This window comes from Bradyrhizobium sp. AZCC 1693, from assembly GCF_036924745.1.
GTDB lineage: Bacteria > Pseudomonadota > Alphaproteobacteria > Rhizobiales > Xanthobacteraceae > Bradyrhizobium.
The window spans coordinates 4,167,930-4,194,202 of sequence record NZ_JAZHSD010000001.1 but is presented as its reverse complement, the minus strand read 5'-3'; the positions used below and the strand labels follow the sequence as shown (position 1 = coordinate 4,194,202).

Sequence of the window (26,273 nt, the reverse complement as noted above, 5' to 3'; positions counted from 1 at the left end):
GTTGGAGTCGGCATAATCACAGTGCCTCCAAAAATGCGAGAAGCTTGTCGTTCGGTCGAAAACGACCGGGAGTGGCGACCGTTGGAGCTGTCGCGGCCAGTGCGCGTTCCTTGATTCCCATATCAGCGTGTAGGTAGATGTGGGTGGTTTCGACCTGCTCATGGCCGAGCCAAAGTGCTATCACCGAGGTTTCAATTCCTGCCCGCAGCAGTCGCATCGCGGCGCTATGACGCAACACATGCATGCTGATGGTTTTCTGTCCCAACGACGGACAGGCGCGGGTGGCGATCTGAACGTATTTGGCGAGCCGATGTTCGACGGCGTCACGGCTGAGTGACGTCCCCGACTGGGTGACGAAAAGTGGCTCCGTCAGCTGACCAGCGCGCTCGGCGAGCCAAACACGCAGGAGGGCGACCATACCCGAGGTAATCGGTGTGATCCGCAACTTCCGTCCTTTCCCCATGCAACTGACATGGGCGCCAGTGCCGAGATGAACATCGCTGATGCGAAGGCCGATCAATTCTGACGCACGCAGGCCCGTTTGGGCCGCGAGCGTAAGCAAGGTATGGTCGCGCCGCCCGGTCCTGGTCGATCGGTCGGGTGCGCGGAACAGCGCATCGAGTTCCGGTTCGATCAGGAAAGTGACGATCCTCCGGTCGAAACGCTTGCGTGGAATGGCAAGCACGCGTTCGATTATGGCGGCATGCTCGGGATGTCGAAGCGCTGCGTACCGGAACAGCGAACGGACGGCGGCAAGTCGAGCGTTGCGAGTGCGCGCGCTATTCTCCCGCTGCTTCTCAAGATGGTCGAGGAAGGCGCCGATGAGCGGCGCATCAAGATCGTCGATGTCTAGCTTCGATGGTTCGACGTCTTTCCTCGCGGACGCGAAGACCAGCAGCAGCCGCAGCGTGTCCCGGTAGGCCGCAAGTGTATGGGGACTAGCTTGGCGCTGGCGGATGAGGCGTTCCGTGAAGAACGCTTGCAGGGTTGGGGCAAGTGCGGTCATGCGGCACCTCCGAGGTGCCACTCCAAACGATCACCAACCAGCGTCAGCAACTCCGGCGCAGCTGAGAGATACCAGTATGTGCTGACAGGATCGACGTGGCCGAGGTAGGTCGACAACAACGCGATCCGGTTCCCCGGCTCCCGGCCATCTCGATATCCGTCAAGGATGGTATTGACGGCAAATCCATGCCGCAGGTCATGCAGCCTCGGACGGCATGAGGCAGAGCGCGGCTTGAGGCCGGCGACATCCACCATTTGACGAAAGACGGGCTGGACGCCCATGTAGCGGAACCTGGTGCCAACCGTAGTGACCAGCAGTGCCGGCGTATTCGACGAGTTTTTCGGACGGTCGTCTCGACGCAGATAATCAACCAGTGCAGCCACGGTGCTCGGATGCAGCGGCAATTGGCGAGACTTGCCGAACTTTGCGTTCCGAATGGTGAGTAGTCCAATGACGGAGTCAAAATCGTCGCGGTCGAGGCCGATCGCTTCCCCAACCCGCATTCCGGTCACTGCAAGCAAAGCGATCAATGTCCGAAATGTCGCCACTCGGTGCGGTGTCCGCAGCGTCCCGGCTGCGGCGATGAGGGCCGCGATATCCGACTCCGAATATAGGTAGGGGGTGGCTCGGCTTTTTTGCTGCACCAGCAAGTGTGTCGGGGGCACCTCGGTCGCGGGGTCGATCCCGCGCAGGTGTTTAGCGAAGCGGCGAACAACGGAAAGCCGGGCAAACGCCCAGGTTCGACCGCGCTTAGGGAATGTCGCCCAAGCGAGCGCCGCCTCGGTTGTCAGATGATCTTCGCCGCGATCCTCGACGAAGGTGAGAAACTGACCGAGGAGCTTCTCGGCTCGATAGAGCTTAAAGCCGAGGGCGCGGCGAACCACAAAGTAGTCTGCGAGAGCCTTGCGGAGAGCGTTCATGCGACGACACCCGGCCAGGGGCGAGCGATCGACCGCAGAGCATCGCGATCGACCTTGGCATAGATCGATGTCGTAATGGCGTTGCGGTGGCGCAGGAGTTGTCCGATCTCGGGCAGCGATGCACCGCCGCGTAGCATCAGAGTCGCTGCGGTGTGACGCAGCCGGTGAGCATGGATCCGTTCAAAGCCGCACCGTTCGCCAGCGTGGCGAACAATCTGCGTTACCGCGCCAGTGGTGAGAGCGTGATGCGGAGCCGTGATCCGTGCAAACACAGTGCGGCCTTGCGCGCTTGCGGGACGGCCGTGATGCAAGTAAGCCGCGATTGCTTCGCCGACATCTGCAGGTAATGGCAGTCGTTCGGAGCGATCGCCTTTGCTGTGGGCAATCACGATCTCGCCGCCTCGCCAATCGATATGCTCAAGTTGCAGTTTGGCGACTTCGCCTGCCCGCAAGCCCAGGCGAACAAGCATGGTCAGGACCGCGAAGTCACGACAGCCACTTCGGGTGCTGGTGTCGCAGGACGCAAGAAGGCGCTGCACTTGGTCAGCGGCCAATCCCTTCGGCAATCCGGTTAATCGCCGACCGGGAACGGTCGGTACCGCAGACACCAGTGACCGATCGATAGCGCCGTCGACGTAAAGAAAACCGAGTAGTGATCGAAGGGCCGACACCGTCAGCCCGGCCGTCCCAGGGCTCAGGCGAGGGCAGTTTGTCACCACAAAAGAAATGACGTCAGCCGCCGTCAGGCTTCGAAGGTCTAGAGTAAGGCCGTCCGGCAAGACCTTGGTTTGAAGGAAGGGGCGCATCAGTTCAATATACCGGCACGCTGACGCATTCCTGATGCCACGTTCAAGTATCAAGTAACCTCGGTATCGCGCCAGGGCCGCTTCAAGCACTCCGCTGACCGGAGGCGACAAAGCCGCCGGTGCGATCCCAAGACCGCGCAGGTATCCGAGGATCGGCTGCATCGCTCTGATAGAGCGAAGAATTTTGTCACCCGCTTCATGACGGCTGAGCTGAAACTGCTCTACTTCCTTTGCTCGTAGTTCCCCTACATCGAGCCCCTTGCTCACAAGCCAATTGCTCAGGCGGTTTAGCAGCAATAACTGAATGCGGGCCTGCTGTTGGCTATAGCCTTGTCTTGTCATGTGGTCGGCAAACCCGGTCGCGAATGCCGAAAGCGGACCCGAAACCCTAACTCGTGACAGATCAATCAACATGAAAGCCTCCCTTCAATTGGCAAGAGGGAGACTACACACCTGTGGGACCAATCGGATTATGCCGACTCCGACGCAGCGATCACCGCAGCCAGAGACAGTTCTGGGCCAATGGTCGGCATAATCCAGAGGTCGGCATAGTAGAGGTTACACACAACCCGTACCTATAGCGCCGCCCGCCCGCTCCGAGCCTCAAAACCTAGTAAAGTTGCTTGGCTCTGCCAACACCGCTGTAATGCCCAGCCATGAGCACCAAGAAACGTGAAGTGATCTGGGGCGGCCGGATAATGGGCGCGAAGATGCGCGCAGAGACGGCCCGCGAAGACGCTAGGAAAGCCGCCCGTGCTGCCGACCGGGCAGAAGCGGAAGCTTGGTCCGTCCGCATGGAAGGCTATGGCGGTCCGGCCCAGCCGTCGCCAACAATAGGCCAATGCCTCAATGGCGGTTACGGCTGGCTGGAAATCGAATGCTGTCGATGCAAGACGAGGGCGAGCTTGCCGTTGGATGCCATCCGCAGGGCGCGTGACACGCCTATTTGGAAGCTGGAGGCATCATTCCGATGCCGGTCCTGTGGCACGCGCCGCTACAAGCCGCCGGTTCGCATGATCAGGTTGACTGAGCAGCGGGAGATTACGCCGTACAAGTGGGTGCATCCTGATGAGGAGCGATAATTGCGCTCTATCTTAGCGGCACGGGCGTCCTAAAGGCGGTTCGTCCCGAATCGAATCGTGTTGGCAATGTCCTTGAGCGCCATTACCAATGAAAACTCGGCAATTGTGTAGTTCTTGATGCCGTCGCTAATAGAGATGTTGCTAAATTTTTCGACGACGTGCCACTCGATCGCTTTTGCGAAAGCCTCCTTAGCCGTTCCGCTGGTAAGCGTCAGAGGATTATTGTTGTAGAAGCCTCTTACCATAAATGGCATGGGCATCGTCCCGTGCAGTGAAGTATAATCAGTGGAGATAAAAAGCTACGCAGAACGCAATGCATGATGGTTAAAGCGATGCGCATCTCCCATGATGCGATCCTTCAGCCCAAGCAGGCTCTCAGCGCCACCGCTAGGACCTTTCTCTAAAATTCCAGACAGCCTATTTCTTTAGAAGCAGGCCAATGGAGCGAGCCATTCGCTTCACCGACCCAGCATGCCTTCCAAGCTCGGCTGCTATCTTTGATGTGCCCGCTCCTTGCTTGACCAGTTTGAGCAGCTTCTGCAGTTCCGAGTCCGTCCACTCCTTAGGTTTGGGCATTCTCATCTTTGGGCGGTCCGTGATTCGGTTGACCACAATAACAAATGTTGGGTTGTAAATCCCGTCGTTACTGCTATTGGGAGAAGCAATTCAGGGCTGCGCCGTTTTCTCGCGAAATTGCGCGCGTCTCATCGAGTGTGCTATCCGCGGGGGCCCGCGCCGCACTCTCATCGAGAACGCCATGAAAACGCCGCCACTCGATCCACATATCGCTGATGTAGCGCCAGCGGGACCAGCCCTCACTGAGTATGACGAGGAGCACGTAATCACGTACATGCGCATGCTCGATGCTGATCAACAAGGTTCTCACTGGCGTGATGTCTCTCGGATCGTGCTGCGCATCGACCCAGACACCGAGGCCGACCGCGCGCGGCTGGCGTTCGAAAGCCACCTCTCGCGTGCCAGATGGATGACCGAGCAAGGTTATCGCAATCTGTTGCGAAGCGGCGGCTGATCATCGTGACGCCTGCCTTTGCCTATAGCTCTCGATCATCGCAGGCGTCACGTCGGTAGGATAGCAAAGCGGCGCTGCCCCACCCGGTCGAGAATACGCGCTACGAGAGCCACACGCTCTGCCGTTGCGCATTGCACCATCTGGGCAGGCGCATGGCCTGCCGGATGCGTGATACTGGTCTCAACTTGCCTTGATTAGGATCGCAGCGATTGCCGCGGCCGTCAGTGCGGTCTCAGCCTTGCGCTGTATCTCAGGCGCTGCAGGCTTTTCGGGGCGCGGGTGGCCGTAGGCTTCTCGGGTGCCGCCTTGGTGGTGGCGTGGACCAGATTGAAAGTAGCGTTTGAGGTCGTAGCCGCTGCAATAGGAGGTGATACAGGGGCCGCGAAGGCAAGGGGTTTGGCCACGGAAGGCTGCGGCTGCGCGACTGGCGCGTTGTTAACGGGACTGCTGTGGCGGCCTACCGTGTAAGCCCCTAGCGCCGTGACACTCAGCAGAATGAGTAGCGATTTTACCCGCATACTCGCACCGCTACCTTTAGCCGGTCTTTCGAGCATTTATGGCCCGCTCAACCTTGTCGGCTAGTTGATCCAGATGCCCGTAAGCCGGTCGAACATTTCACGCTTCGCTTTGTCGGTCGCGGACAAGCGAACATTCGGCCGCGTCTTTACGCAGCTTCTCCAGATGGTTTTGATAATCGTTCATCGTCCCCTGCGTGTCTTAATTTTCCATGACGGTGTTCACGGCGAGCAGGGAGCTGAACTAACAAACGTTAAATCGTTTGGGCTATCCAAACCAGATATGCGCGCGACATCCGGGACCGACCACCTGCTCCAGATGAGTGTGCCATTCCCGTGGAGAACGATCACGACTCGGTTTGACCCCCAGCCCGTACAGTAGTCGACTTTGTCATTCCGCCACCGCGGAGGAGATAGCACCGCGGAGGAGAGAGCATTCGAAAGCGGGTGCCAGCCTGGACATTGGCGATGGCACAAGGACAACGGAGGCATTAATTCCGATGAAGCTGAGACTTGGATTATCACCAAGATGCAGAAACGGCGCTGTTGTCAGCGCCGTTTTGGTGCACCACACGCGTGGAATCGGCCCACTTCGACTGGCGCTGGCGGGAGCGACCCGCTCTGCTGGCGTGGGAAGCCTTGGTCGCGATCCGATGATGAGGCTATGCCGCAACGAATCGGAGTCAATTGGAATAAACACTTAAATTTAGGGCAGCAGTTTTGACAGGCTGCGCCGTTCTCGCCGGGAAAGAAACTGGGAACTAGATAACGAAGTTGCAAACCCGACTCGCTCAGACCTGTCCGGCTCAGTGACAGACCTCCCTCGGATTGGCGCCAACCGAATTCTTCAAGACTGCCGAAACGCCACCGGAGCAGATTTTTTCATCTCGGTTACATACTGGCGGGCGGCCTTGCTTATTGCGCGAAGAGCTTGCCAAGCCTCGGTGGCTTCCAGCCATGCTTTTGCTTGGCGGAATTTTGTGTACGCCCAGAGAAAGGCTGGAATTTTCATCAGCTTGTCCCGGGTAAGGCTGAACAGGCGCTCGACCAGCACGAGCTTCAGAAGCTCGCCGACGATCAATGTCACAACGCTGCTCACCATCTGATCGGTAGCAGCCAGATAAGCCGCCACCGGTTTGAACGGTTCCAGTATGATCACCGGTACCGAAAACAGCGCCAGCGACGGGTAGGGCCGCAACGATCTGATCCAGGCGCGCAATCGCCTCAGCACGACATGCCTGGCAAGCCAGTCCGAGATCGGCTTGGCGATGGCCATGAAAGCCGCGTCCACCAGGAAATACAGGGCGGCGATGACATAAGTGACCGGTTTCAAGATTCGCTTCACTGCCAATTCTCCTGGCAAATTTAAACCCCCGAGAGTTCGAATGGTTTCACTTGCCAGTACGACGCGGAGTCTCATTTGGCGGAACAGGTCAGCTCCCCAAGCGCAAAATTAAAGTTCAGGCTTCCAGGAGCGGCCGTTAGCTGACGGACGCCAGTCGGACGTCACGAGCGGATGCAGCAGTGTCCCCTGTTGAGGGAAAAGCCGACATCAAACAGTCGCGCCGCCAAATCCGCTGATGTGAAGGTTTTCGGATGCCGGCCCCATGAAGGTGGCGCGGCGCGCACGGGGCCGGCGTCCGCAAACCTCCAAGGGAGGAAACCGCGGGAAGGGATACGTGGGTGGTGCGGCGTGCGCTATGGGGATTTGAGTGCCGCGGATGAGGTGTGTGATTGGGGTTGGGCCGATTGAGCAAGTTGGCCGTCGTTGGATCGGCTCATGATTGAGCGGCGGGTGGCGTCGAACGCTGTGATTTGTCGGACGATTTGGGACGACAGCCGGATGTCTGAGCGCGCTCTGCCATGGCCGGTCGAGAGTCGGCGAGCGAGACGAGCAGAGTTGCGGGATTGTGGTGCGGTCATGAGGTGTCGACCCTGATTACGATCGGTGGAGGTGTCGGCTGATGCCGTGGCGTTGCACCGCGCGCGAAGACCTCGATGATGATCATGCGACCGCCGCAGCATGGACAAACCGGCTTACCGGGATCGGCGGCGGGCTCGCCTTCAGGTCTTGCAACGGTGAGAAACTCGCGCGCGCGGGCGATGTTGTCGGCGCGGGTGCCGCTGGCGAACAGGCCGTAGTAGCGGATGCGATGGAAGCCTTGCGGCAGGACGTGGATCAGGAAGCGGCGGATGAACTCGCCGGTTGAGAGTGTCATGACCTTCTGGCGGTCGCGACCATCGGCGCGATAGTCCTTCCATCGGAAGGTCACGCAGGAGCGGTCCCAGGCGATCAGCCGGCTGTTGGCGATGGCGACGCGGTGGGTATAGCGCGACAGATAGGCCAGCACGGCCTGTGGCCCGCCGAACGGACGCTTGGCATAGACGACCCATTCGGTTCGGCGTAGCGGTGCCAGATACGCCGCGAACGCCTGCGCGTCGGCGAGAGCGGCATGATTGCCGAAGAACTTCAGGCGGCCTGCCGCGTGCGTGGCGATGAGCCTCTCCAGGAACAGCCGGCGGAACAGGCGCGAGAGCACGCGGACGGGGAGGAAGAAACCGGGTCGGCACGCCACCCAGCGCGAGCCATCGGGTGAGATGCCGCCGCCCGGCACGATCATGTGTACATGCGGGTGGTGGGTCATCGCCGAGCCCCAGGTGTGCAGCACGGAGGTGATGCCGATGCGAGCACCGAGATGCTTGGGGTCGGCGGCGATCGTCAGCATCGTCTCGGCCGAAACCTTGAACAGGATGTCGTAGATCACCGCCTTGTTCTGGTAGGCGATGTCGGCGATCGGCGCAGGCAGCGTGAACACCACGTGATGTACGGCACCGGCAACAGGTCGGCCTCGCGCTCGGCGAGCCATTCCTTCGCGGCGGCTCCCTGGCACTTCGGGCAGTGCCGGTTGCGGCAGGAGTTGTACGCGATGGTCGTATAGGCGCAGTCCTCGCAGCGCGCGACATGGCCGCCGAGGGCTACCGTGCGGCAGCTCTCGATTGCCGACATCACCTTCAGTTGTTCGGGGCTGACATGGCCGGCATTGGCTTGACGCCATGCCGGGCCATGGCAGCGGAAGATATCCGCAACCTCCAAAGCCGGGCGCGACACGCGCGCTCTTGCCTCAGCCGGGTGGCCGGATCTCCTTGAGCTTGACCGCGATATGCTCCAGCGGGCTCATGACCTCGCTGATTGTCTTGGTGGCGACCCGCGTATAGAGCGCCGTGGTGTCGAGCTTGGCGTGACCGAGCAGCACCTGGATCACGCGGACATCGATGTTCTGCTCGAGCAGGTGGGTGGCGAAGCTGTGCCGCAAGGTGTGCAGCGAGACGGGCTTGTTGATCTCCGCCATCTGGGCGGCGGCATGACAGGCGCGATTGAGCTGGCGCGTGGTCATCGGCTGCGCTGGATCGCGGCCTGGAAACAGCCAACCCCGAGGCTGCGCCGCCCGCCACCAGGTCCGCAGCAGGTCGAGCAGGCTCGGCGAGAGCATGACGTTACGGTCCTTGCCGCCTTTGCCCTGCTCCACGCGGATGATCATTCGCTTGCTGTCGATGTCGGATATCTTGAGCGAGACCACCTCGGCGGCGCGCAGGCCGGCGCCGTAGGCCACGCTCAGCGCTGCCTTGTACTTGAGCCCGGGTGCGGCATAGAGCAGCCGCGCCACTTCCCCGGGATTGAGAACCACCGGCAGCTTGCGCGGCTCGTGAATGACATGGGTGTGCTCGACGATCTCGTGGCGCTTGAGTGTGACCTTAAAGAAGAACCGCAGCGTCGATACGGTCTGATTGATGGTCGGCACACCAACACCGCTCGCCGCCAGATGCAGCTGGTAGCGGCGCACGTCCTCGAACGTCGCCGTATCCGGTGATCGCCCGAGAAACGCCGCGAAGTTCTTGACCCTTTGCACGTAGTCATGTTGGGTCTTCGGCGCCAACTTGCGGATCGTCATGTCTTCGATCATGCGCTGCCGCAGCGGGCTTATGGCCTTATCGGTCATGAGGGATGCTCCTGTCTTGATGGAGGTTGCGAACCCCTCATCTCAAGACAGGACGCCCCGCCGCGCTATCCCATTGGCCGCAGCGCCCGCCGCAGTGTCCTACCGCGCGAGCGGTTTAGTCCATTGACCCTTAGCTGACCTTCAGCAGGTCCGCTTGGGCGGCCAGTGTAGCTCCGCCGCTGGAGTGGCCGCTGATGACTTGCGTAGAAGTTCATAGAGTAACGCTGTCTGCCAGAGTCGAACGTCGCCATGACCTAACCTCGTTCCTCAAGACTTCGCCGTTGCGGGTATCTGACCGGGCTCGAACGGACCCGGCTCGAAGAAGCCCTCGATCGATTCGACCTTTGCGTAGTTCTCGGCGATGCTCTCGGGTGTCAGATGTGGATCATTGAAGCCAGGTCCCATGACGATAGCGATACGTTGGATTACTCCGGCTTCCACGTTGTAGATCCTGTTCGTCTCCGAACAACTATCGCTTGCCAGCCAGACGATCGCTGGCGCAACAGCCTCAACCGGCAGTGTGGCTTCGCTCTGCTTCAGCCAAGCGGGATCCGCAACGGCCGCCGGGTGCATCCTCGTGTACCCGGCTGGCGAAATCGTGTTCACGAGAATCCCATGCTCAGCACCTTCAATTGCAAGAATGCGCATCAATCCAACTACTGCGCACTTGGCCGCAGCGTAGGTGGCTTGGCCACGTAACCCAAACAGGCCGCTGACTGACGTCGTGAGGATGATCTTCCCGTAGCGCTGTGCGACCATATACGGCCAGGCAGCTTTCACCGTGTTAACCGGCCCGCCGAGGTGCACCCGCCAATAGTGATCGAAATCGTCAAGGGTGGCGTCCTCGAATAGCTGGCTTCCGCAGATACCGGCGTTGTTCACGAGGAGGTCTATTCTCCCGAAATGCTCGATGGTCGTCGCGATCAGGTCACTGCCACCTTCAGGGGTGGAAACATTGCTGTCATTCGCGATTGCCTCGCCTCCACGGGATCGAATGCAATCGGCCACCTGTTCCGCGATCGTGGAATCCTTCCCGAACCCCGATACCTCGGTCCCCAGGTCGTTCACAACGACCCGGGCGCCGCGTTCGGCGAGAAGTTCGACGTATGCCCGCCCAAGCCCGCGACCTGCGCCAGTCACAACCGCGACCTTTCCCTCCAACGAAATTCGTTCTGTCATCTCGCTATCCTCCTTCCGGCAAGATTGAATGCGTCTGCGCGCAACCGTGACACCAACTGTCGGGGCGCTATGTCCCTTTGGCAAAGCCAGGTTCACGTCGCCCGCAATCGACAATGCGTCCGCTTTCGGGAAGTTCGCTGATGTCCGCTTAAATGGCGCCAAGCGGACGTTCGGCAGGTGGGTGACGTCAGCTAAGTGTCATGAGCGGACTCCCGAGGCGGCCACGCAGCCAGAAGCCAGACACCGCCTGAAGCCGTGATGTCAGAGCGACAATTACCAGGCGGAATCGCACGTGCGGCCACCAAATGCCTGCGGAGCAAAGCCGTCACGATTGCACAGCCGCCGGGGCGTCCTGCAACCGCCGATGTTGCTTGCCGCCGATGATGCGGTCGGCCGTCTCGCGCACCGTTGCACCTTAGCGCGCGCTGTCGATGATCCAGCCGCCATCCGGGGTCAGGCTGTAGACCGTCAGGAACTGCGCATCCTTGCTCGCGAGGAACAGGACGACCGGCGCAATGTCCTCTTCCGGCGACCCATGCCGCGCGAGCGCGTTGGTCGCCGGAGGGACGTCGTCCGTGCCCCATGTATTCGCGACCGGAAGGACGTTGTTCACGGTGATCTTGTCGGCGCCCCACTCACGCGCGGCGACCGGCGTCAGGGCGCGTACCGCCTCCTTCGCCATGTCATAGGGACCATAGCCCACCATGCCGAGGACACCGGCCAATGAGGCGAAGTTGATGATGCGGCCCTCTCCGCTGGCCTTGAGGTGGGAATAGCAGGCCTGCATCGTCCGCAGATAGCGACCGGGCCCGTCTCGAAATTGCGCTGCAACTGTTCGACCGAGAGATCGGCGACCGACGACGAGACTGAGGATGGATCGAAGGCGACGTTCACCAGAATGTCGATTCGTTCGTAGGTTGCGACCACCTTATCAACCGCGGCATTGATCTGATCGGCATCGCTGACGTCGCAGACGACGCCGAGCGCGGTGCCACCTGCTGCCTGGATGTCCGCCACGACGCTATCCACATTCTCAGGTGTGAGGGAAAGAACGGCCACCTTCGCACCTTCCGCCGCGAGCAGCTTCGCAGTGGCGCGGCCGATGCCGCGACCAGCGCCCGTTACGATGGCTACTTTTCCGTTGAGTCGACCCATATTCATCTCCATTCGATAAGGGTGATTTGGCGCTCCGCCGCAGCCTGGACGTAGGGCGACGGGATTTCGCGCGCGGCGTTCTGCGTCAGGAAAGAGGCGATCTACAGCGCGAGGCCCACCGCCGCCGGCAGAGCGCCGCTCGACTTACGGACAGCGAGGTGCGCCAAGGCGGACAGCAGCAGGTGATAGAACATGCCGGCATAGGCGAGATCGCTGAGCGCCACGCTGACGCGCGACAGGATGGCAGCCACGCCAAGGATCTTCGCCGCGGTGAGGATCGGCACGAGATAGTTCGGGTAACCAAACTCGGCGAGGGCCTGACGAACCCATTCGTTCGCGCTGCTCTCAGGCAAGTGGAAGCTCGAGATCATGTGGCTGCTCAATCAGCGGGTCTACAGGTTCGGAGAGCTGCGAAAAGCGATCCCCGGCATCACCCAGCACATGCTGACGGCACAACTGCGCGAGTTGGAAGCGGACGGCTTGGTGTCGCGCATGGTGTTCGCGGAAGTGCCGCTCCGTGTCGAATATGAGATCACGCCAAAGGCTCGCGGGCTCGGGCCGACAATGGAAGCGCTCACGGCCTGATGGAACGAGTATGGAAGAAGCGTGCCGCGGAAGCGGGCTGCCTCGCGTGGGCGCAAAGCCAGAATCAGCTAGATGAGCGACGCTGGCCTTTCCGGCAGCTCGCTCGTGTCCGTCTTCGTCTCGGACGCGAGATAAGCGAAGTGGCCGATGCTGCCGCCTCCACACGCTTCACTCCTCCCCAATCGATGAAGGCGCGCAGCGGCTAGGGTCGACTTCCGAAATGGGTCAAGAGCGCGTTAGACTGTGGGTTGGCGGCTTCCGGTCTTCCCCTATGAACAGACATCGTCAGCGAGTCGGCATACCCCAAAAGTGCCAGAAGCGGTCATGCGTTTCTGCACGATCCGTTTGCTAGACTTACTGACTTTCAGCATTGAACGCGCCCAGCACAGATAGCGCGTGTTGGACCTGATCGGCCGCGTAGTCGACCATCTCGCGATGTGTCATCGCCGCCCCGCGCCTTTTAGCCTCCTCGAATGAAGCATTGCCCAGCACATGACGAACGCGGGCGAGAGTGTCAGGCAGCTCTTGAAAGAGGCGAGTAGATGGGATCATTTGAGAGAGCGCGCCGTTGAGCGTGGCCGCTACCGACAAGTATCCTAGCCGCTCAAATAGGAGAATCAGAGTGGCTATCGTGAGAGTTGCGAGACCTATATCGGTTGATTGGCCCCACAATTCGAGCATTCGTGGCAGGTTTTGCAGCGTTTTGATCGGATCGCCGCTCCGCACTTGTAACTCTGCGACCGCGGGGATGATTGCGATCTCCCAATAACGATTACCAGATGTCCTTGCGAGCGCTAAGGCCTTCTCGAACGCATCTAAAGCACGCGCCGGATCGGCTGCACTAAAGGCCCTTCCCTTGGAAAAAAGGGCAGCAACGAGCGCACTTGGGATTCGTGCGGACGCGACTTCGGCCACAATTCCGTCGGCAATCCTCATCGCCTCGTCATTCGCGCCGCCCATTGCCAAGTAGAAAGGAAGCGTTGCCAAACATTGCCGATCACGCCGATCGGCTGGGTGCTCGGCGCCGGCGCGCGCAAATTTAATGACGCTTTCGGCATTGCCCTGCCGGGACTCGATCATTGCCAGAAGAGCGAAAGCCCAGACCGGCGCGTCAAAGTTGGCATTGCTCGTCAGCGATATCGCTTCCTTCGCATAGAGCCTCGCCTCGTGAACGCGCCCCAAGTTCCAGGCCCTGATTGCTGCATAAGTAAGCAATGCTCCGAGCCGCCGGTGACCAACCCGCCTTGCCGCATCCACAATCTCCGAAGGCCAATTGAGAGGTTCATTGCGCACCCGGAGGACTGCCATGCCAGGAATCCTGGAAGCGATCCGGACAGCAATATCGACATCATCTAGATCTCTCGCCCATCGAAACGCCGCTCGCAGATTGTCCATCTCTTGATCGAACCATAGATAAGCCATGAGTTGGTGCGGGCTTCGCCAAGCTTTATGATGCGTCTCCGCGTCCTCTGCGAAAAACTGCGCGTGGCGACCGCGAACGACTTCGCTTTCGCCCATTGTCGCGAGTCGCTCCTCAGCAAACTGCCTAATCGTTTCGAGCTGACGGTAACGGACTGCATTCCTGAGTCGTTCGACGATAATTAAAGATTTCCGTACCAGAGAATCCAGAATGTAGAGAACATCAGCGGTCGCGATGCTGCCGCCGCTACAAACGCGCTCGGCAGCCTCCAGCACAAAACCTCCAGCAAATACCGATGCTCGCGAAAGCACGACCTGCTCCATTGGCGACAACAGGGCATACGACCATTCAACTGCGTGACGGAGCGTCTGATGTCTGTTCAATGCTCGTCGCGATCCGCCAGTCAGCAAGCGGAAGCGTTCATGCAGCCGATCACGGATCTGCGCGGGACTCATTGCACGCGTTCGGGCAGCTGCAAGCTCAATTGCCAGGGGAATACCATCGAGGCGGCGGCATATTTCACACACGGTCTCGCCGTCAATACCGAGTTCGAAGTGTGGTTCTACGAAGCGAGCACGCTCCACAAACAACTCCACGGCTGGAGAACTACTTCCATCGCCGAGCTCAAGTGGAGGCACCTGGAAGGTCCGTTCGCCATCGACCATCAGCGCTTCTCGACTGGTCGCCAACAGGCTGACATGCGGGCATGTTGACAGGATCTGCCGTGCAAGACTGGCTGCCGCATCGATCAAGTGTTCACAATTGTCGAGAATTAGAAGAAGACGGCGCCCAGCAAGCGAATTGGCGACACTTTGCTCGATTGTCCTGCCGCCTTGGTGCGCGATGCCGAATACGTCAGCGACCGCGTGACCTACCGCATCAGGATCATTGATCGCGGCAAGCTCCACCAGCCACGTACCATCTGGGTAGTTGTGATGCATCTCGGCTGCGAGCTGTATCGCGAGACGCGTCTTGCCAATCCCGCCGGTGCCGGTAAGCGTTACCAGCCGCGCGGTGGAAAGCATCGCACCAACTTTGGCAAGATCTCTTTCGCGACCAAGAAAGCTTGTTGCTTGGACAGGTAAATTACCCAATGCGGTATTCGGGGCGTTCAACGGCGGAACCGTTCTCTTCAATCCCGCCGCTAACAGCAATTCGAATTCATCGTCCCGAACGGTCAACGGAGCCGGGGAGCGTTGTATTACCCGCAGTTTAGGGTCGATCTGCCCGACAGCATCCGTTGGAACCGAGCGATTGGCCATTGATGTTCCGGGCTGCGTTCGGTGCCACCCGCGCAGTAGATTGCGGTGCAATGTTTTCGTCTGCGCGTCCGGCTCGATTCCCAACTCCCTTGAGAGGAGTTCGGCGCAAGTGCGGTATTGGCGGAGCGCCGCGCCATGTCGGCCCTGTCGGCAATAAAGCTCCATCAGGGTACGATGAACACGCTCTTGCAAGGGATCTACGGCCAGCAGACGTGCTGCCATGCGAACGCCACGTTCGATGGCACCCGCCGACAGGTGATGATCCAGCAGCTTTGCCATGGCTTCCAATGCCAGTTCGCGGAACCTGTGACGTTCCGCGGTTGCCCAACTGTCAAACTCGGGCGCGGATAGCTGGAAGCCCTCGAGAAATTCACCGCGATAGAGCCCGATGGCCTGCTCCAGACTCTCCACTCCAGGTTGCGCGATCAGACCCTCGAACACGCGCGTATCGGTCTTCAAAGCCGTTGGCTCAAGGCCAATTGTGTCCTCGCGCGAAATCAATGGGCGCGGGTGGGCGGGTGTCAGCGCCTTGCGTAAAAGGCTTAGCGCCTGTCGCAGACTGTCGCGCGCCTGCGCCTCGCTCCGGTCGCCCCACAGCAGAGCCGCAAGTTTTGATCGCCCCTGAGCCTCGCCCGGATGCAGTGCCAGATAGGCCAGCAGGGCTGTCGCCTTTTTGGTCGATAAGGGGATGGGCTCTCCGGTGTCCATCTGGAGCCGGAAACCGCCGAGAAGTGCGAGATTTACCTTCGTCATATCCGCCGGCCCCTATGCTCAGGGGTGCAAAAATGCGCCCGGTCCGACGATTTTGCGAATTTATCACGCTTACGCTTACAGGTCCATTGCAGGGGGGCTGTAGGTTCGCTTGCGGGGTCAGGCTTGGCCATTATCAGCGAATGGAGATCACGATGAGGTATCGATTGCCGATCACAGCCGCCGCAGCTCTCATGATGAGCGGATTCGGAGCTACCGCTGCAGAGCTGCCATCCTATGAAGTCATGGGCTTTCCGATCACGCCGCATCAGCTTGTGACGCTGGGACCGGCCAACGCTGAACAGGGGTTGCCCACGGTTGGCAAGCCTGCCGCGGTCCTGATGCCGCGCCAAGCGGTAATTGATGGGCAGATTGCCAGCAGCGGGGCGAGCGGGTGCAGCGTTGGCCCAGCTCTCACCGCTTGTTACCCAGCCAGCACGGTAGCGTGTTGTTCGCGCGGTGGCTGACATCCGATCAGCCATCGCGCGGTAAACCTTCATTCCGATTGGATCAGAGCAAAGGCTCTATCTCTTTTGAGCTTCTTTGCGCAGCTCAGGATCATGGGGCATGCACGCTTGGATATGTACAACGAGTACATCGCCAAGGTGAAGACCGGCGCTCCGGCGTCGGTCGTGAACAACGCGACGATCACCATGCCGCAGCCGGATGCCGAGTTGACATCCGGTTGATGGATGCCCGGTTACGCATCTCGGCTACGGTACACGCCGACACGCAACGGTTCGAGCCGAGCTGACACGGTTCCAAAAGTTATCGTCAGCCCCCACTTTGATGTTTTTCCGCGACACGTCAGCGCCGCTGCCTGAATCCACTAGCTGCTCATCGAGGTTATCGGGCCCAACACGCGGTAGATTGCAGCTATCGGCGTTTGCTCGCGAAGTACTTTAGTTCCTCGGGTTTCTGCGGCCTCGCGACCGTGCGATGGCCGCCACTGTCTCGATCTCCGGGAGGGAAAGACATGCGCAAGCGTTCACTTAATTTTTCGGCGGCTGCCGCGGGCTTCGTTGTCACATCGCTGGTTGTCTGGTTTGTTCTGGATGCTGATGTGCATTTGAAAAAGGCTGATGCCGCTACATCGACCGCCGTGCCATCCAACGCTGTAGCTCCCGAGCTCTTCAAAACGCCCCACGCCGCTAACCAAACGACGACGAGGATACTTGCATTGGATCGGGCGAAGCATCTCGCATTCTGGACCTTCATTCTGAAAAATAAAAAGCAGGCTTGTGATGTTGTTGTTCGGACCATGTATCAAGGCAGCACTGAATCCGGGGTCGATAACTGGAGCATTAGCTGCCAGAACGGTAGCGTATATTCGGTAAGTATTAACCCGGACGCGCAGCGCTCGTTTTGCATTGGAAACGCTTTCGCCCCAAGTGCTGAATAGCGACTGGTCAATGAGGAGCGTTTCAGCGCGCAGCGATATCGCCTCGCATGCCAACGGCTATCCGCTGCGGCGGCGCCTCTCGCCAACGTGCGAGAATGATCATGACGTGAAACGGCGGTTTTCCAGCACCCATTCCGGATCGCAGGTGTCGAACGCTTTTACCGGTAGGCCCCACTGGCCGATCATTGTGTGAAAGAGGAGGAGATCATGCAAGCCATGGCTACTGAAAGCTTTATCGACAACATGCGCGGCCCGGTCATCAGGCAAACGGATGCCGATTATGACGCTGTGCGGAGTCTCTACAACGGGATGATCGATAAGAGTCCCGTGATGATTGCGCGATGCACCGACGTCGCTGACGTTGTCACTGCGGTCAATTTTGCAAGGCAGAACGATCTCCAGGTCGCAATCCGCGGAGGCGGGCACAACGGGCCGGGCCTTGGTAGTGTCGACGACGGGCTGATGATCGACATGTCGATGATGAAAGGCGTGCGGGTCGATTCCACCGCCTGCACCATTCGCGTCGGCCCCGGCTGCACACAGGGCGATGTCGACCATGCCACGCATATCTACGGGCTTGCCGTGCCGGCCGGCATTGTCTCGACGACCGGAATCGCCGGCCTCACCCTTGGCGGCGGCACCGGATACCTCACCCGCAAGCATGGCCTCACCAGCGACAATCTTCTCGAGGCGGACGTCGTGCTCGCCGACGGTCGCGTTGTCACCGCCAACAAATCAGAGAACGCTGACTTCTACTGGGGCTGCGCGGCGGCGGCGGCAATTTCGGCATCGTCACGAGCTTCCTGTTCCAGGTTCATCCGGTGAACATGGTCTATGCCGGTCCAGTCTTCTGGAGTCTCGAAAATGCCCGGACCGTCATGCAGAAGTATCGGGATTTCTTGCCTGGCGCGCCCGAGGAACTCGGGGCCTTTGTCGGCTTGAAGACTGTTCCACCGGTGGACCCTTTCCCGGCAGAGCATCAAGGCAAGCCGCGCCTGCGCCATCATCGCCTGCTACACGGGCCCGACAGAAGACGGCCAGGCGGTCACGGCCAAGTTGCTCGGTGAACTGCCCCCGCCGCTCTTTAACTGGATGGGCGAAATGCCCTATCCGGCCCTCCAGTCCATGTTCGATCCGTTCTTCCCGAAGGGCCTGCAATGGTACTGGCGCGGCGATTTCGTGAAAGAACTGACCGACGAAGCAATTGACGTCCATATCGCCCAGGCACAGAAACTGCCCAGCGCGCTTTCGCTCATGCATCTTTATCCGATCGACAGCGCTGTCCGTCGCGTCGGCAAGAGCGACACCGCCTGGAACACGCGCGACGCGACTTGGTCGATGGTCATCGCCGGCATCGATCCCAATCCGCAAAAGGCGGGCGAAATCACGCGCTGGACCAAGGGCTACTGGCAAGCCGTGCATCGTTACTCGGCTGACGGCGGCTATGTGAATTTCATGATGGATGATGGGGACGACAGCAGGCTCAAGGCCACCTACGGCGACAACTACGACCGCCTCGTCGCCCTGAAAACCAAGTACGACCCGACAAACTTCTTCTGCATGAACCAGAACATCAGGCCGCTCAACTCGTAGACGATCACGTCGGCCGCGGTTCGAGCGTGTCCAAGGATCTTGTCGGAGCGTTCTTTCGTTTCGAAGGAACGAAGGAACGCTCAGGCTTGCCCAACCATCATCTGTGTCAGTCGCCCGCGTTCTGCGTCGACTTTCGCTTGGGGTCAATCGCGTCCTTGTCGGAACGACCGCTTTTGGCGCAAACCGGTCGTTCGTCGAATTTTCCATAACGTTCGATCCGCGTAATGCTTGTTTGGGGCGGCTAAACCAACGTCCGTTCTTAGGAGATGAGCGGAAGACATCTGCTCGTTCTGAGTGTTTCTCAGTTGGCAACCCAAAACGGACATTGGACCCAATTTTTGAAATTGTCTCAGTACGAATTTTGGCGGCCACGCCGTTGCCAGCGGTTTGTCTATTCCACGACGTAGATGACAAGCACGTTCGTGGCCTGGTCGCCGACCTTACCTTCGTGCACGGCGCCGGGGCACCGAAATCTAAAATTCAATTTAATGGTGTCGGCGGATTGCTAACCTACATGAGCTTCGCAAACCCTAGAGAACAGCCCCGGTGTTGAGCGCGTTACGCAGACGCTTGAGCAATTCTTTGAGCGAATTGATATATTTTTCGATGATCCGCCGACGCTCTTCCGTGCCCGACGGTTTGCTCGCTGAGGACGACTTGCCTGGAAACGGGGGGCGCATCGTCATCGGGCGTTTTCGCTTTCCCCATGGGACACCTCAAGAAAACAGCCAGCCAGTATCGAATGGACGGGCCTCGTGGTTGAGGGCATCGAGGCGGATGTCACTCTGCTCGGCAAGGCGTTGTCCGGCGGCTTTTACCCAGTGTCGGCCGTGCTTTCGAACAACGCGGTGCTCGGCACCCTGAAACCTGGCCAGCACGGTTCGACCTTCGGCGGCAATCCGCTGGCCTGTGCGGTGGCTCGGGCCGCGCTGCGCGTGCTGGTCGAGGAAGGGATGATCGAGAACGCAGCCGCCCAGGGCACCCGCTTTCTCGATGGCCTGAGCAGCATCCGCAGCAACGCGATCCGGGAAGTGCGCGGACGCGGGCTGATGCTGGCCGTCGAGCTTCACCCGGAAGCAGGCGGTGCAGGTCGCTACTGTCAGGCCCTGCAGGCCCGGGGCATCCTCGCCAAGGACACACATGGGCACACGATTCGCATCGCCCCGCCGCTAGTTATCTCCAGCGATCAGGTCGACTGGGCGCTGGAACAGATCGCAGCCACTTTGAGGCAGGATTTCTCGTGACCTCTGGCCAGCGCCGCCGACTGCCGTCGTTCTGTTGGTCTCAATACACGCCCGCATGCCTCATCTTCCGGGTATACCGAAAACCCATTTTAAAACTCGCGTGCGGATGCGCGCGCTCGCTGAGCTATTTCCCTTCCCTGAGCCCCTGGTGTCGAGTGCTTGCTGATGGAGGGATACAGCTCGGCCATCTCGCGCGCGTGACGAAACCGTCGGTCCGATGCGAAGCCTGTTCGAGACAGTCTTTCGGCCTTATGCCACATGTGTCTTTGCCATCCCGGACGACGCGCCTCGACCGATTGGAAAGGCGTCACCTTCGGCCAAGCGCCCCAGAACAGCCGTGGCGGCCTGATGTTGCCCGCTCGGCTCCCGTATTACCCAGCTTGGAGTGGGAGATTATCAAGCGCGCGGAGGTAGCACATTTAGAAGCCCTGCTCCTGAGAGCGGGTTCCCCTAAGCGTAAAAGGTGAGAGCTGCCGCAATCCGTGGGTTGGGTTCCGCCGGATGTCGTTGCGGGTCAACCTCGTCATTCTGACCATACGGCAGTCACTTCCGGCCTACCCCTGAAAGCAGACACTTTCAGTGCGGGTGGGCATGTCTCAAAAGAAGTGACTTATGCATCGCAGCAAATAATCAGACTCAATAATCAGACTCTATGAGCGGACTTGCCGTCGCAACATGAAGCAGCGCATTCAGCGACAAGATCTGCAGAAAAAAGCTGCCGTTGGGCTGAGAGCGGCGACGGCTTTTCTTTACGCGCCCACACGGCCGCGACTATCGCCGCATGGCGTGAAGAAACAGTCAGCGGGCGCGCCAGCTTTCGACGCCATCAACTAGATGACGTTCCCGTTTGCGCAATTCATCGACTAGACGTTCGAGGTAGGGCGCTAGAGGCGAAGCTTCGAGAGCTGAATCCTGCTGCTGCAACCGGTCACCCACCTCGTCACAGATCGACCGGGCAGTCCTATGGTCGATGTGGTCCGATATTCGGCCGGAGGGTTCCATATCGCGACATCTCGATTAGGCCCCACGATTAACTTAAGTTACAGGGTGGGAAAGTGTTTCGCGTTCTTTTGAAGGATGCCGGTGGTTCCATCTAATGGAACGAAGGGTTTGCCCCCAAGAACGGACATCGTCAGCGTAGTCGGTCAGGTCCGAAATGTGCCAACGCACTAAATCGCTGCGCGATAGCCCGCTGCGCGGGGAGCCCGACCGCGAGCACGGTAGCCGGGGTCAAGATCGTCGATAGCGCGCGGGTCGCCCTGTCTTGAAGATCGAGGTGTCGTCAACCTCATTCAAGACAGGAGTTTCCTATGAGTACGGATGCTGTCAGCCCGCTGCGCCAGCGCATGATCGAGGACATGAATGCGCGCAAGCTCTGTGCGGGCACGCAGAGAGGCCATATCAGCAGTTGCAAGCGGTTCGCGGCGTTTGTGAAGCAGTCCCCCGACACGGCCACACTTGAGGACATCCGCCGCTTCCAGCTGCACCTGGCCGAGACGGGCGCGAGCATCTGCAACCGCAACCGCATCATGACCGGGTTGCGGTTCTTGTTCCGCGTGACGCTGCGCCGATTGGACCTTGCGGCCGAGATCTATCATCTCCGCGAGCCTCAGAAGATCCCGCTGGTGATGAGCCAGGATGAGACGCGGCGCCTGCTGGCCGTCGCCGGCAGCCTCAAGGCCCGCCTCCTGCTCAGCCTCGGCTATGGCTGCGGGTTGCGCGCCGGCGAGGTGGTGCGGCTCAAGGTCAAGCATATCGACAGCGCGCAGAAGATCATTCGCATCGAGCAGTCCAAGGGGCGCAAGGACCGTAATGTCATGCTGTCGTCAAAGACGCTCGATCTGTTGCGGCAATGGTGGAAGGCGCGCCCATCGCGTCACGATGCGCAAACGCCCGTGCCGGAACGCTGGCTGTTTCCCGGCACCAGGGCCGGCAAGCCCATGACCACCCGCCAGCTCAACCGCCTGTTTCATGAGGCGGCCGATGCGGCCGGGATCAGGAAGGGCGTGACGCTGCACGCGCTGCGCCACAGCTTCGCGACCCACCTGCTGGAGGACGGCACCGATATCAGATTCATCCAGGCGCTGCTGGGTCACGACAAACTGGACACGACGGCGCGCTATACCCGTGTCGCCACCGGCATGATCGCGGCGATCGAAAGCCCGCTCGACCGGCTGTCGCAGCCTCGCAAGAGACCCAGGAAGAGCAGGAAGAACCCGCCGCCGGCGTAACGGCCGGGAGCTGTGTCGCGTCCAGCGCTGGAGGTCGCGGATATCTTGCGCGACCACGGGGCGGCGTGGCGGCGCGCCAATGCGGGCCACGTCAGTCTCGGCCAGCTGAAAGTCATGAGTGCGATCGAGCGCTGCCGCACGGCGGCGCTCGGCGGCCATGTGGCGCGCTGCGAGAACGAGACCTGCGCCCACACCGTCATCGCCTACAACAGCTGCCGCAACCGGCACTGCCCCAAGTGCCAGGGCGCTGCGGCCCGCGAGTGGCTGGCCGAGCGCGAGGCCGATCTCCTGCCGGTGCCGTACTTTCATGTGGTGTACACGCTGCCGGCGCAGATCGCCGACATCGCCTATCAGAACAAGGCGGTGATCTACGACCTGCTGTTCAAAGCCTCGGCGGAGACCACGCTCACGATCGCGGCCGATCCCAAGCATCTCGGCGCTCGCATCGGCTTCATGTCGGTGCTGCACACATGGGGTTCCGCGCTGACGCATCACCCGCATGTCCACATGGTCGTGCCGGGTGGTGGCCTGTCGCCGGACGGATCGAAGTGGATCGCGTGCCGACCACGCTATTTTTTGACCGTGCAGGTTCTCTCGGCGTTGTTCCGCAGGCTGTTTCTGGAGATGCTGGTCGCGGCTCACCACGCCGGCCGCCTGCAGTTCTTCGGCGAGCATGCGCGGCTCGCCGATAAGGCTGCATTCGCTGCCTATCTGACGCCACTGCGCGAGATCAATTGGGTGGTCTACGCCAAAGAGCCGTTCGCCGGGCCCAGGCAGGTGTTGCGCTATCTGTCGCGCTACACCCACCGCATCGCGATCTCCAATCGCCGGCTGCTGTCCGCCGACGAGAACGGTGTCACCTTCAAGTACAAGGACTATCGGATCGAGGGGCCCGCCCGCTACAAGGCGATGACGCTGGCGACCGACGAGTTCATCCGGCGCTTCCTGATCCACGTGCTGCCGAAGGGCTTCCATCGCATCCGACACTATGGCCTGCTCGCCAACGGCGCCCGAGCCGCAAACATTGCGCACGCGCGCCAGCTGCTCGCTCAGCCGGCGCGCCCTAAAGAACCCGAGACGCCCGAAGCCGCGATCAACGAACCCCGCGTGCTGCCGCGTCCATGCCCGTGCTGCGGCGCCCGCATGATCGTCATCGAGACTTTTGAGCGCGGCTGCGAGCCGAAGCACCGCCCCACACCGGCGCCGGCGCCGATCAGGATCGACACATCATGAGACCATCGCCGCCGATCAACGACCGCAGTGACAAGCGCCATTCTGGCCGGCTCTCAGCCGGCAGCGCCCACGCTCGCATCGCTGTGCTGGATTCACCAGCAGTCGCGCGACCAATCTTGTCGCGCGACGCGCAGATCGCTCGTTCATACCGACGCACACCCCTACGCGTGGCAGAAGCCCGATCATCGCAACCGCTCCGGTCCAGTCTTCTCAGGCCCGAGCCCGCCGCAAAATCCCCATAGCGCCCGCTGCACCGTCAGCGCCCCACCTCCCGCGATTTCGTGCCTTGGCGCTTTTCGGACGCCGGCTGTCCGAGCGTGGAGATGGTCTCGGCATGCCGGCATCCGAAAACCTGCACAGACTCGGAAGTGCCTGATGTCGAGAATGATGCAAACCGCTTCCTCTCCCACCGTCAGACGGAAATGAGCGCATAGGGTAACCCTGAAGGCTTCTGCACGCCCATGGCGACGTTGTACACTCGCGCTCCGGCGGGCGTGCGGCCCTCATACTTCCCGCGATGCGCATGACCATGCACGACGGCGCATACTTTGAAGCGGTCAATGGTCTCTGCAAGGCGCGAGCACCCGAGGAAGGGATAAATTTCGAGAGGTTCACCCTCTACCGTGTCGACAATCGGGGCATAGTGAAGGACAACGACGGCGCGCCGGCTGTTCACTGTGCGCATGATGTTCTCTAGCCGCATCGCTTCATTCATCGCTTCGGCAACAAACGTCTTGATCGCCGGCTCGCCGAAAGAGCTCAGCATTCGTGGACCAAATCCGCCGGCAAAGCCCTTCACACCAATAAATGCCACGCCATTAACTTCGGCTGCCTGGCCATCGAGCAGGTGTACGCCCGCGTCACAAAGGAGATCCGCTCAGCCGCCGAGATTGCGGGATAGAGCGCGATAGGACATGAGACGAAGGACAGCTTCAGATAGCTGACGCGTTGAAGCGGATCAGAGCACTCGCGATCCCGCCAGCATGGACCGACGTGTGGATCTGCCCGTTTCCGGATGGCCACATCCAAGCAAGCGGCCGTGACGCAAAGGGGCGTAAGCAATATCGCTACCATGCCCGCTTCCGCGAAGTGCGTGAAAGCACAAAGTATGAGCATGTGGTCGCATTTGCAGACGCGCTTCCTTCCATTAGGGAAACAGTGCGCGAGCACATGGCATTGCGCTGCCTGCCGCGCGAAAAAGTTCTGGCAACCGTCGTGCATCTCCTCGAGACGACGTTGATCCGCGTAGGTAACGACGATTACGCCAGGCAGAACAACAGCTATGGCCTGACCACGTTAAAGAACCGGCACGTGGCGGTCGAGGGAAACGAGGTTCGTTTTCGCTTCACGGGCAAAGGGGGCAAACAATGGTCGCTGCGCGTACGAGACCGACGCATCGCCAAGATCATCGGGGCCTGTCAGGAGCTCCCCGGACAGGAACTGCTTCAATACATCGATGAACAAGGCAATTGCCAAGACGTCACATCGACCGATGTGAATGAGTATCTCAAGGCAATAACTGGTAAAGACATTACCGCAAAGGATTTCCGAACCTGGGCAGGAACAGTGCTGGCCGCCTAGACCCAGAGCGAACGTCGGAGCTTCGACGGCGCCGTTCAGGCCAAGCGCAATCTTCGCAGCGCAATCGAAAAAGTCTCCGCGCGGCTCGGCAACACACCTACGATCTGCAGGAAGTGCTACATCCATCCGGAGGTACTTAACTCTTACATGGATGGAAACTTGGTCCTCGAGATCAAGTCACAAGTCGAGAGCGAGCTTCGGAGCGCTGTCGAAAATATGAAACCGGAGGAAGCCGCCGTGCTCGCGTTACTGCGCGGCCGGCTCGCTAAACAGGCGGCGCAGCAGGACCGCGCCAATCTCAAGGCTAGCAAGCGGCGGGCGAATGCTGCTTGAGTCGATGGGAATCCTCCGCTTAGTGCTTGGCAATGGCACGGTCGATGGCCTGCCCAAGCTTTTCGGTCATGAAGGGCTTTAAATGCACGGGCGCTGCCGGAATGCCCCCGGAAGGCCGGCGCAGCGATAGCCGGTCGCGAAGACCATCGGCAGTTTCCTTGCGTCGACGATTTCGGCAATAGGCGTAATCAGCCGACCGGTCAGGACCAGCCAACCGACAACCGCGGGCTCAACAAGCCAGTCAGTAAATTCAAGGCCTCAACGATTGAAAGCCGATTATTCGTCTAAAAAAGAGATGCCGCCGGGCTCGAAATGTGGTGTCCCGGCGGCGCCCTGTTTCAGACTGGGCTCTGAAATCCCAGTCGCTGGATAGGGTGCAATGCCTGGGCCACGGGGCATATGACGCGGACGCAAGGACCTAGATCCTTCCTATTGCGATCTGGAGATGCCTAATCCTTGCGAGGGGCATCGCCCGAGCCTTGCACACGGCTCGGACGGCATGGGCCCGGAAATAGTGAAAAGCGTCCGATATACGGACTCAACGTCCACCCCGGATTTTGGTTCTTCCTATCTCTCCTCTTGGAACCCCTCGAAGATCACTTGGTTGAAAGGCATGGCAAGAGTTCTCTACGAAAGCGCCAACGGTGACGTCTGGCGGCTGACTCGCGATCCGCAGTCAGGCGTCGCCATGGTGGAGCACAAGCCGAACGTTAGCTCCGGGGGACGTACGGCCCTGATTGAAATCGGACAATTCCTTCGGGCTGGCGCCAACGGTCCCGAGCACCAGGCTCTGCTCAAATTGATCGGCACCCTGGTCAACGACTGACGAGCGTCACGAAGGCTCAACTGGCGTCGCTCTGGAATAAACATTGCTGCATGCGCGATGATCGCCAAGACGATCGCTGGTAAGCCGGATCTGCGAGCATTGTAGCACATCAGCGGCAATGG

17 protein-coding genes and 7 pseudogenes are annotated in these 26,273 nt (G+C 60.1%); 11 read left to right on the top strand and 13 right to left on the bottom strand.

Translation table 11 applies throughout. The features are described 5' to 3' along the window. Nucleotides 1–16: 16 nt before the first annotated feature. The 3 genes from V1293_RS20030 to V1293_RS20020 are packed head-to-tail and all read right to left on the bottom strand — an operon-like array spanning nt 17 to nt 3,146. Nucleotides 17–1,006 (bottom strand): tyrosine-type recombinase/integrase, encoded by a 990-nt coding sequence (locus V1293_RS20030; protein WP_334511582.1) that lies wholly within the window; start codon nt 1,004–1,006, stop codon nt 17–19. After that, nucleotides 1,003–1,926 (bottom strand): tyrosine-type recombinase/integrase, encoded by a 924-nt coding sequence (locus tag V1293_RS20025; protein ID WP_334511579.1) that lies wholly within the window; start codon nt 1,924–1,926, stop codon nt 1,003–1,005. Before V1293_RS20025 ends, V1293_RS20030 begins: the two co-directional genes overlap by 4 nt. Beyond that, nucleotides 1,923–3,146, bottom strand: a complete 1,224-nt coding sequence (locus V1293_RS20020; RefSeq protein WP_334511577.1) for a site-specific integrase — start codon at nt 3,144–3,146, stop codon at nt 1,923–1,925. The genes V1293_RS20025 and V1293_RS20020 overlap by 4 nt, the downstream gene beginning before the upstream one ends. A 242-nt stretch (nt 3,147–3,388) precedes the next feature. Here V1293_RS20020 and V1293_RS20015 point away from each other — a divergent pair, with 242 nt between their 5' ends. Continuing rightward, on the top strand, nt 3,389–3,814 hold the full coding sequence (locus tag V1293_RS20015) for a hypothetical protein (protein ID WP_334511575.1): 426 nt from the start codon (nt 3,389–3,391) through the stop codon (nt 3,812–3,814). A gap of 29 nt (nt 3,815–3,843) precedes the next feature. Here V1293_RS20015 and V1293_RS20010 read toward each other — a convergent pair whose 3' ends face one another. Beyond that, a complete protein-coding gene (locus tag V1293_RS20010; RefSeq protein WP_334511573.1) occupies nt 3,844–4,068 on the bottom strand; it encodes a hypothetical protein in 225 nt (74 codons plus the stop codon). A 503-nt stretch (nt 4,069–4,571) separates the two neighbouring features. On the opposite strand from V1293_RS20010, the gene V1293_RS20005 reads away from it, so the two are divergent. Continuing rightward, on the top strand, nt 4,572–4,844 hold the full coding sequence (locus V1293_RS20005; protein ID WP_334511571.1) for a DNA -binding domain-containing protein: 273 nt from the start codon (nt 4,572–4,574) through the stop codon (nt 4,842–4,844). 1,362 nt (nt 4,845–6,206) lie between these two features. Here the strand turns inward: V1293_RS20005 and V1293_RS20000 are convergent. The 6 genes and pseudogenes from V1293_RS20000 to V1293_RS19975 form a co-directional block, all read right to left on the bottom strand. Beyond that, nucleotides 6,207–6,704 (bottom strand): hypothetical protein, encoded by a 498-nt coding sequence (locus V1293_RS20000; protein ID WP_334511569.1) that lies wholly within the window; start codon nt 6,702–6,704, stop codon nt 6,207–6,209. A gap of 574 nt (nt 6,705–7,278) precedes the next feature. Next, a pseudogene (locus V1293_RS19995) lies at nt 7,279–8,468 on the bottom strand (IS91 family transposase). Nucleotides 8,469–8,481: 13 nt separating this feature from the next. Next, nucleotides 8,482–9,357: a tyrosine-type recombinase/integrase gene (locus V1293_RS19990; protein ID WP_334511567.1), complete on the bottom strand. Its 876-nt coding sequence runs from the start codon at nt 9,355–9,357 to the stop codon at nt 8,482–8,484. A gap of 267 nt (nt 9,358–9,624) precedes the next feature. Further along, complete coding sequence (locus V1293_RS19985) at nt 9,625–10,536, bottom strand: SDR family NAD(P)-dependent oxidoreductase (RefSeq protein ID WP_334511565.1); 912 nt, start codon at nt 10,534–10,536, stop codon at nt 9,625–9,627. 415 nt (nt 10,537–10,951) lie between these two features. Further along, nucleotides 10,952–11,691, bottom strand: a pseudogene (locus tag V1293_RS19980) (SDR family NAD(P)-dependent oxidoreductase). A 2-nt stretch (nt 11,692–11,693) separates the two neighbouring features. After that, nucleotides 11,694–12,062, bottom strand: a pseudogene (locus tag V1293_RS19975) (DoxX family protein). Between V1293_RS19975 and V1293_RS19970 the strand changes: the two are divergent. After that, nucleotides 12,061–12,348 (top strand): annotated as a pseudogene (locus V1293_RS19970) (winged helix-turn-helix transcriptional regulator). The pseudogenes V1293_RS19975 and V1293_RS19970 sit on opposite strands and share 2 nt — an antisense overlap. Before the next feature lie 282 nt (nt 12,349–12,630). Here the strand turns inward: V1293_RS19970 and V1293_RS19965 are convergent. Beyond that, a complete protein-coding gene (locus V1293_RS19965) occupies nt 12,631–15,711 on the bottom strand; it encodes an AfsR/SARP family transcriptional regulator (RefSeq protein ID WP_334511564.1) in 3,081 nt (1,026 codons plus the stop codon). A 973-nt stretch (nt 15,712–16,684) separates the two neighbouring features. Between V1293_RS19965 and V1293_RS19960 the strand changes: the two genes are divergently transcribed. The 3 genes from V1293_RS19960 (at nt 16,685) to V1293_RS19950 (ending at nt 18,703) form a co-directional block, all read left to right on the top strand. Further along, nucleotides 16,685–17,110, top strand: a complete 426-nt coding sequence (locus V1293_RS19960) for a hypothetical protein (protein WP_334511562.1) — start codon at nt 16,685–16,687, stop codon at nt 17,108–17,110. Nucleotides 17,111–17,317: 207 nt separating this feature from the next. Continuing rightward, a complete protein-coding gene (locus V1293_RS19955; protein ID WP_334511560.1) occupies nt 17,318–17,935 on the top strand; it encodes an FAD-binding oxidoreductase in 618 nt (205 codons plus the stop codon). A gap of 231 nt (nt 17,936–18,166) precedes the next feature. Further along, complete coding sequence (locus V1293_RS19950; protein WP_334511559.1) at nt 18,167–18,703, top strand: BBE domain-containing protein; 537 nt, start codon at nt 18,167–18,169, stop codon at nt 18,701–18,703. A gap of 530 nt (nt 18,704–19,233) precedes the next feature. Here V1293_RS19950 and V1293_RS19945 read toward each other — a convergent pair. After that, the gene (locus tag V1293_RS19945; protein ID WP_334511557.1) at nt 19,234–19,389 is read right to left on the bottom strand and encodes a hypothetical protein; all 156 of its coding nucleotides are present in this window, start codon (nt 19,387–19,389) and stop codon (nt 19,234–19,236) included. A gap of 75 nt (nt 19,390–19,464) precedes the next feature. On the opposite strand from V1293_RS19945, the pseudogene V1293_RS19940 reads away from it, so the two are divergent. The 3 genes and pseudogenes from V1293_RS19940 to V1293_RS19930 form a co-directional block, all read left to right on the top strand. Next, nucleotides 19,465–19,947: pseudogene (locus tag V1293_RS19940) on the top strand (aminotransferase class III-fold pyridoxal phosphate-dependent enzyme); the annotation flags it as partial. 1,310 nt (nt 19,948–21,257) lie between these two features. Then, complete coding sequence (locus V1293_RS19935) at nt 21,258–22,178, top strand: tyrosine-type recombinase/integrase (RefSeq protein ID WP_334508877.1); 921 nt, start codon at nt 21,258–21,260, stop codon at nt 22,176–22,178. Nucleotides 22,179–22,190: 12 nt separating this feature from the next. Further along, nucleotides 22,191–23,411 carry an IS91 family transposase gene (locus V1293_RS19930; protein ID WP_334508880.1) on the top strand — a complete coding sequence of 407 codons (1,221 nt, stop codon included), beginning with the start codon at nt 22,191–22,193 and terminating at the stop codon, nt 23,409–23,411. Nucleotides 23,412–23,823: 412 nt separating this feature from the next. On the opposite strand, the pseudogene V1293_RS19925 reads toward V1293_RS19930, so the two are convergent. Next, a pseudogene (locus tag V1293_RS19925) lies at nt 23,824–24,282 on the bottom strand (metallophosphoesterase family protein); the annotation flags it as partial. A gap of 68 nt (nt 24,283–24,350) precedes the next feature. Between V1293_RS19925 and V1293_RS19920 the strand changes: the two are divergent. Next, a pseudogene (locus tag V1293_RS19920) lies at nt 24,351–25,325 on the top strand (DNA topoisomerase IB); the annotation flags it as partial. Nucleotides 25,326–25,938: 613 nt separating this feature from the next. After that, complete coding sequence (locus tag V1293_RS19915) at nt 25,939–26,151, top strand: hypothetical protein (protein WP_334511555.1); 213 nt, start codon at nt 25,939–25,941, stop codon at nt 26,149–26,151. The last annotated feature ends 122 nt before the right edge of the window (nt 26,152–26,273 follow it).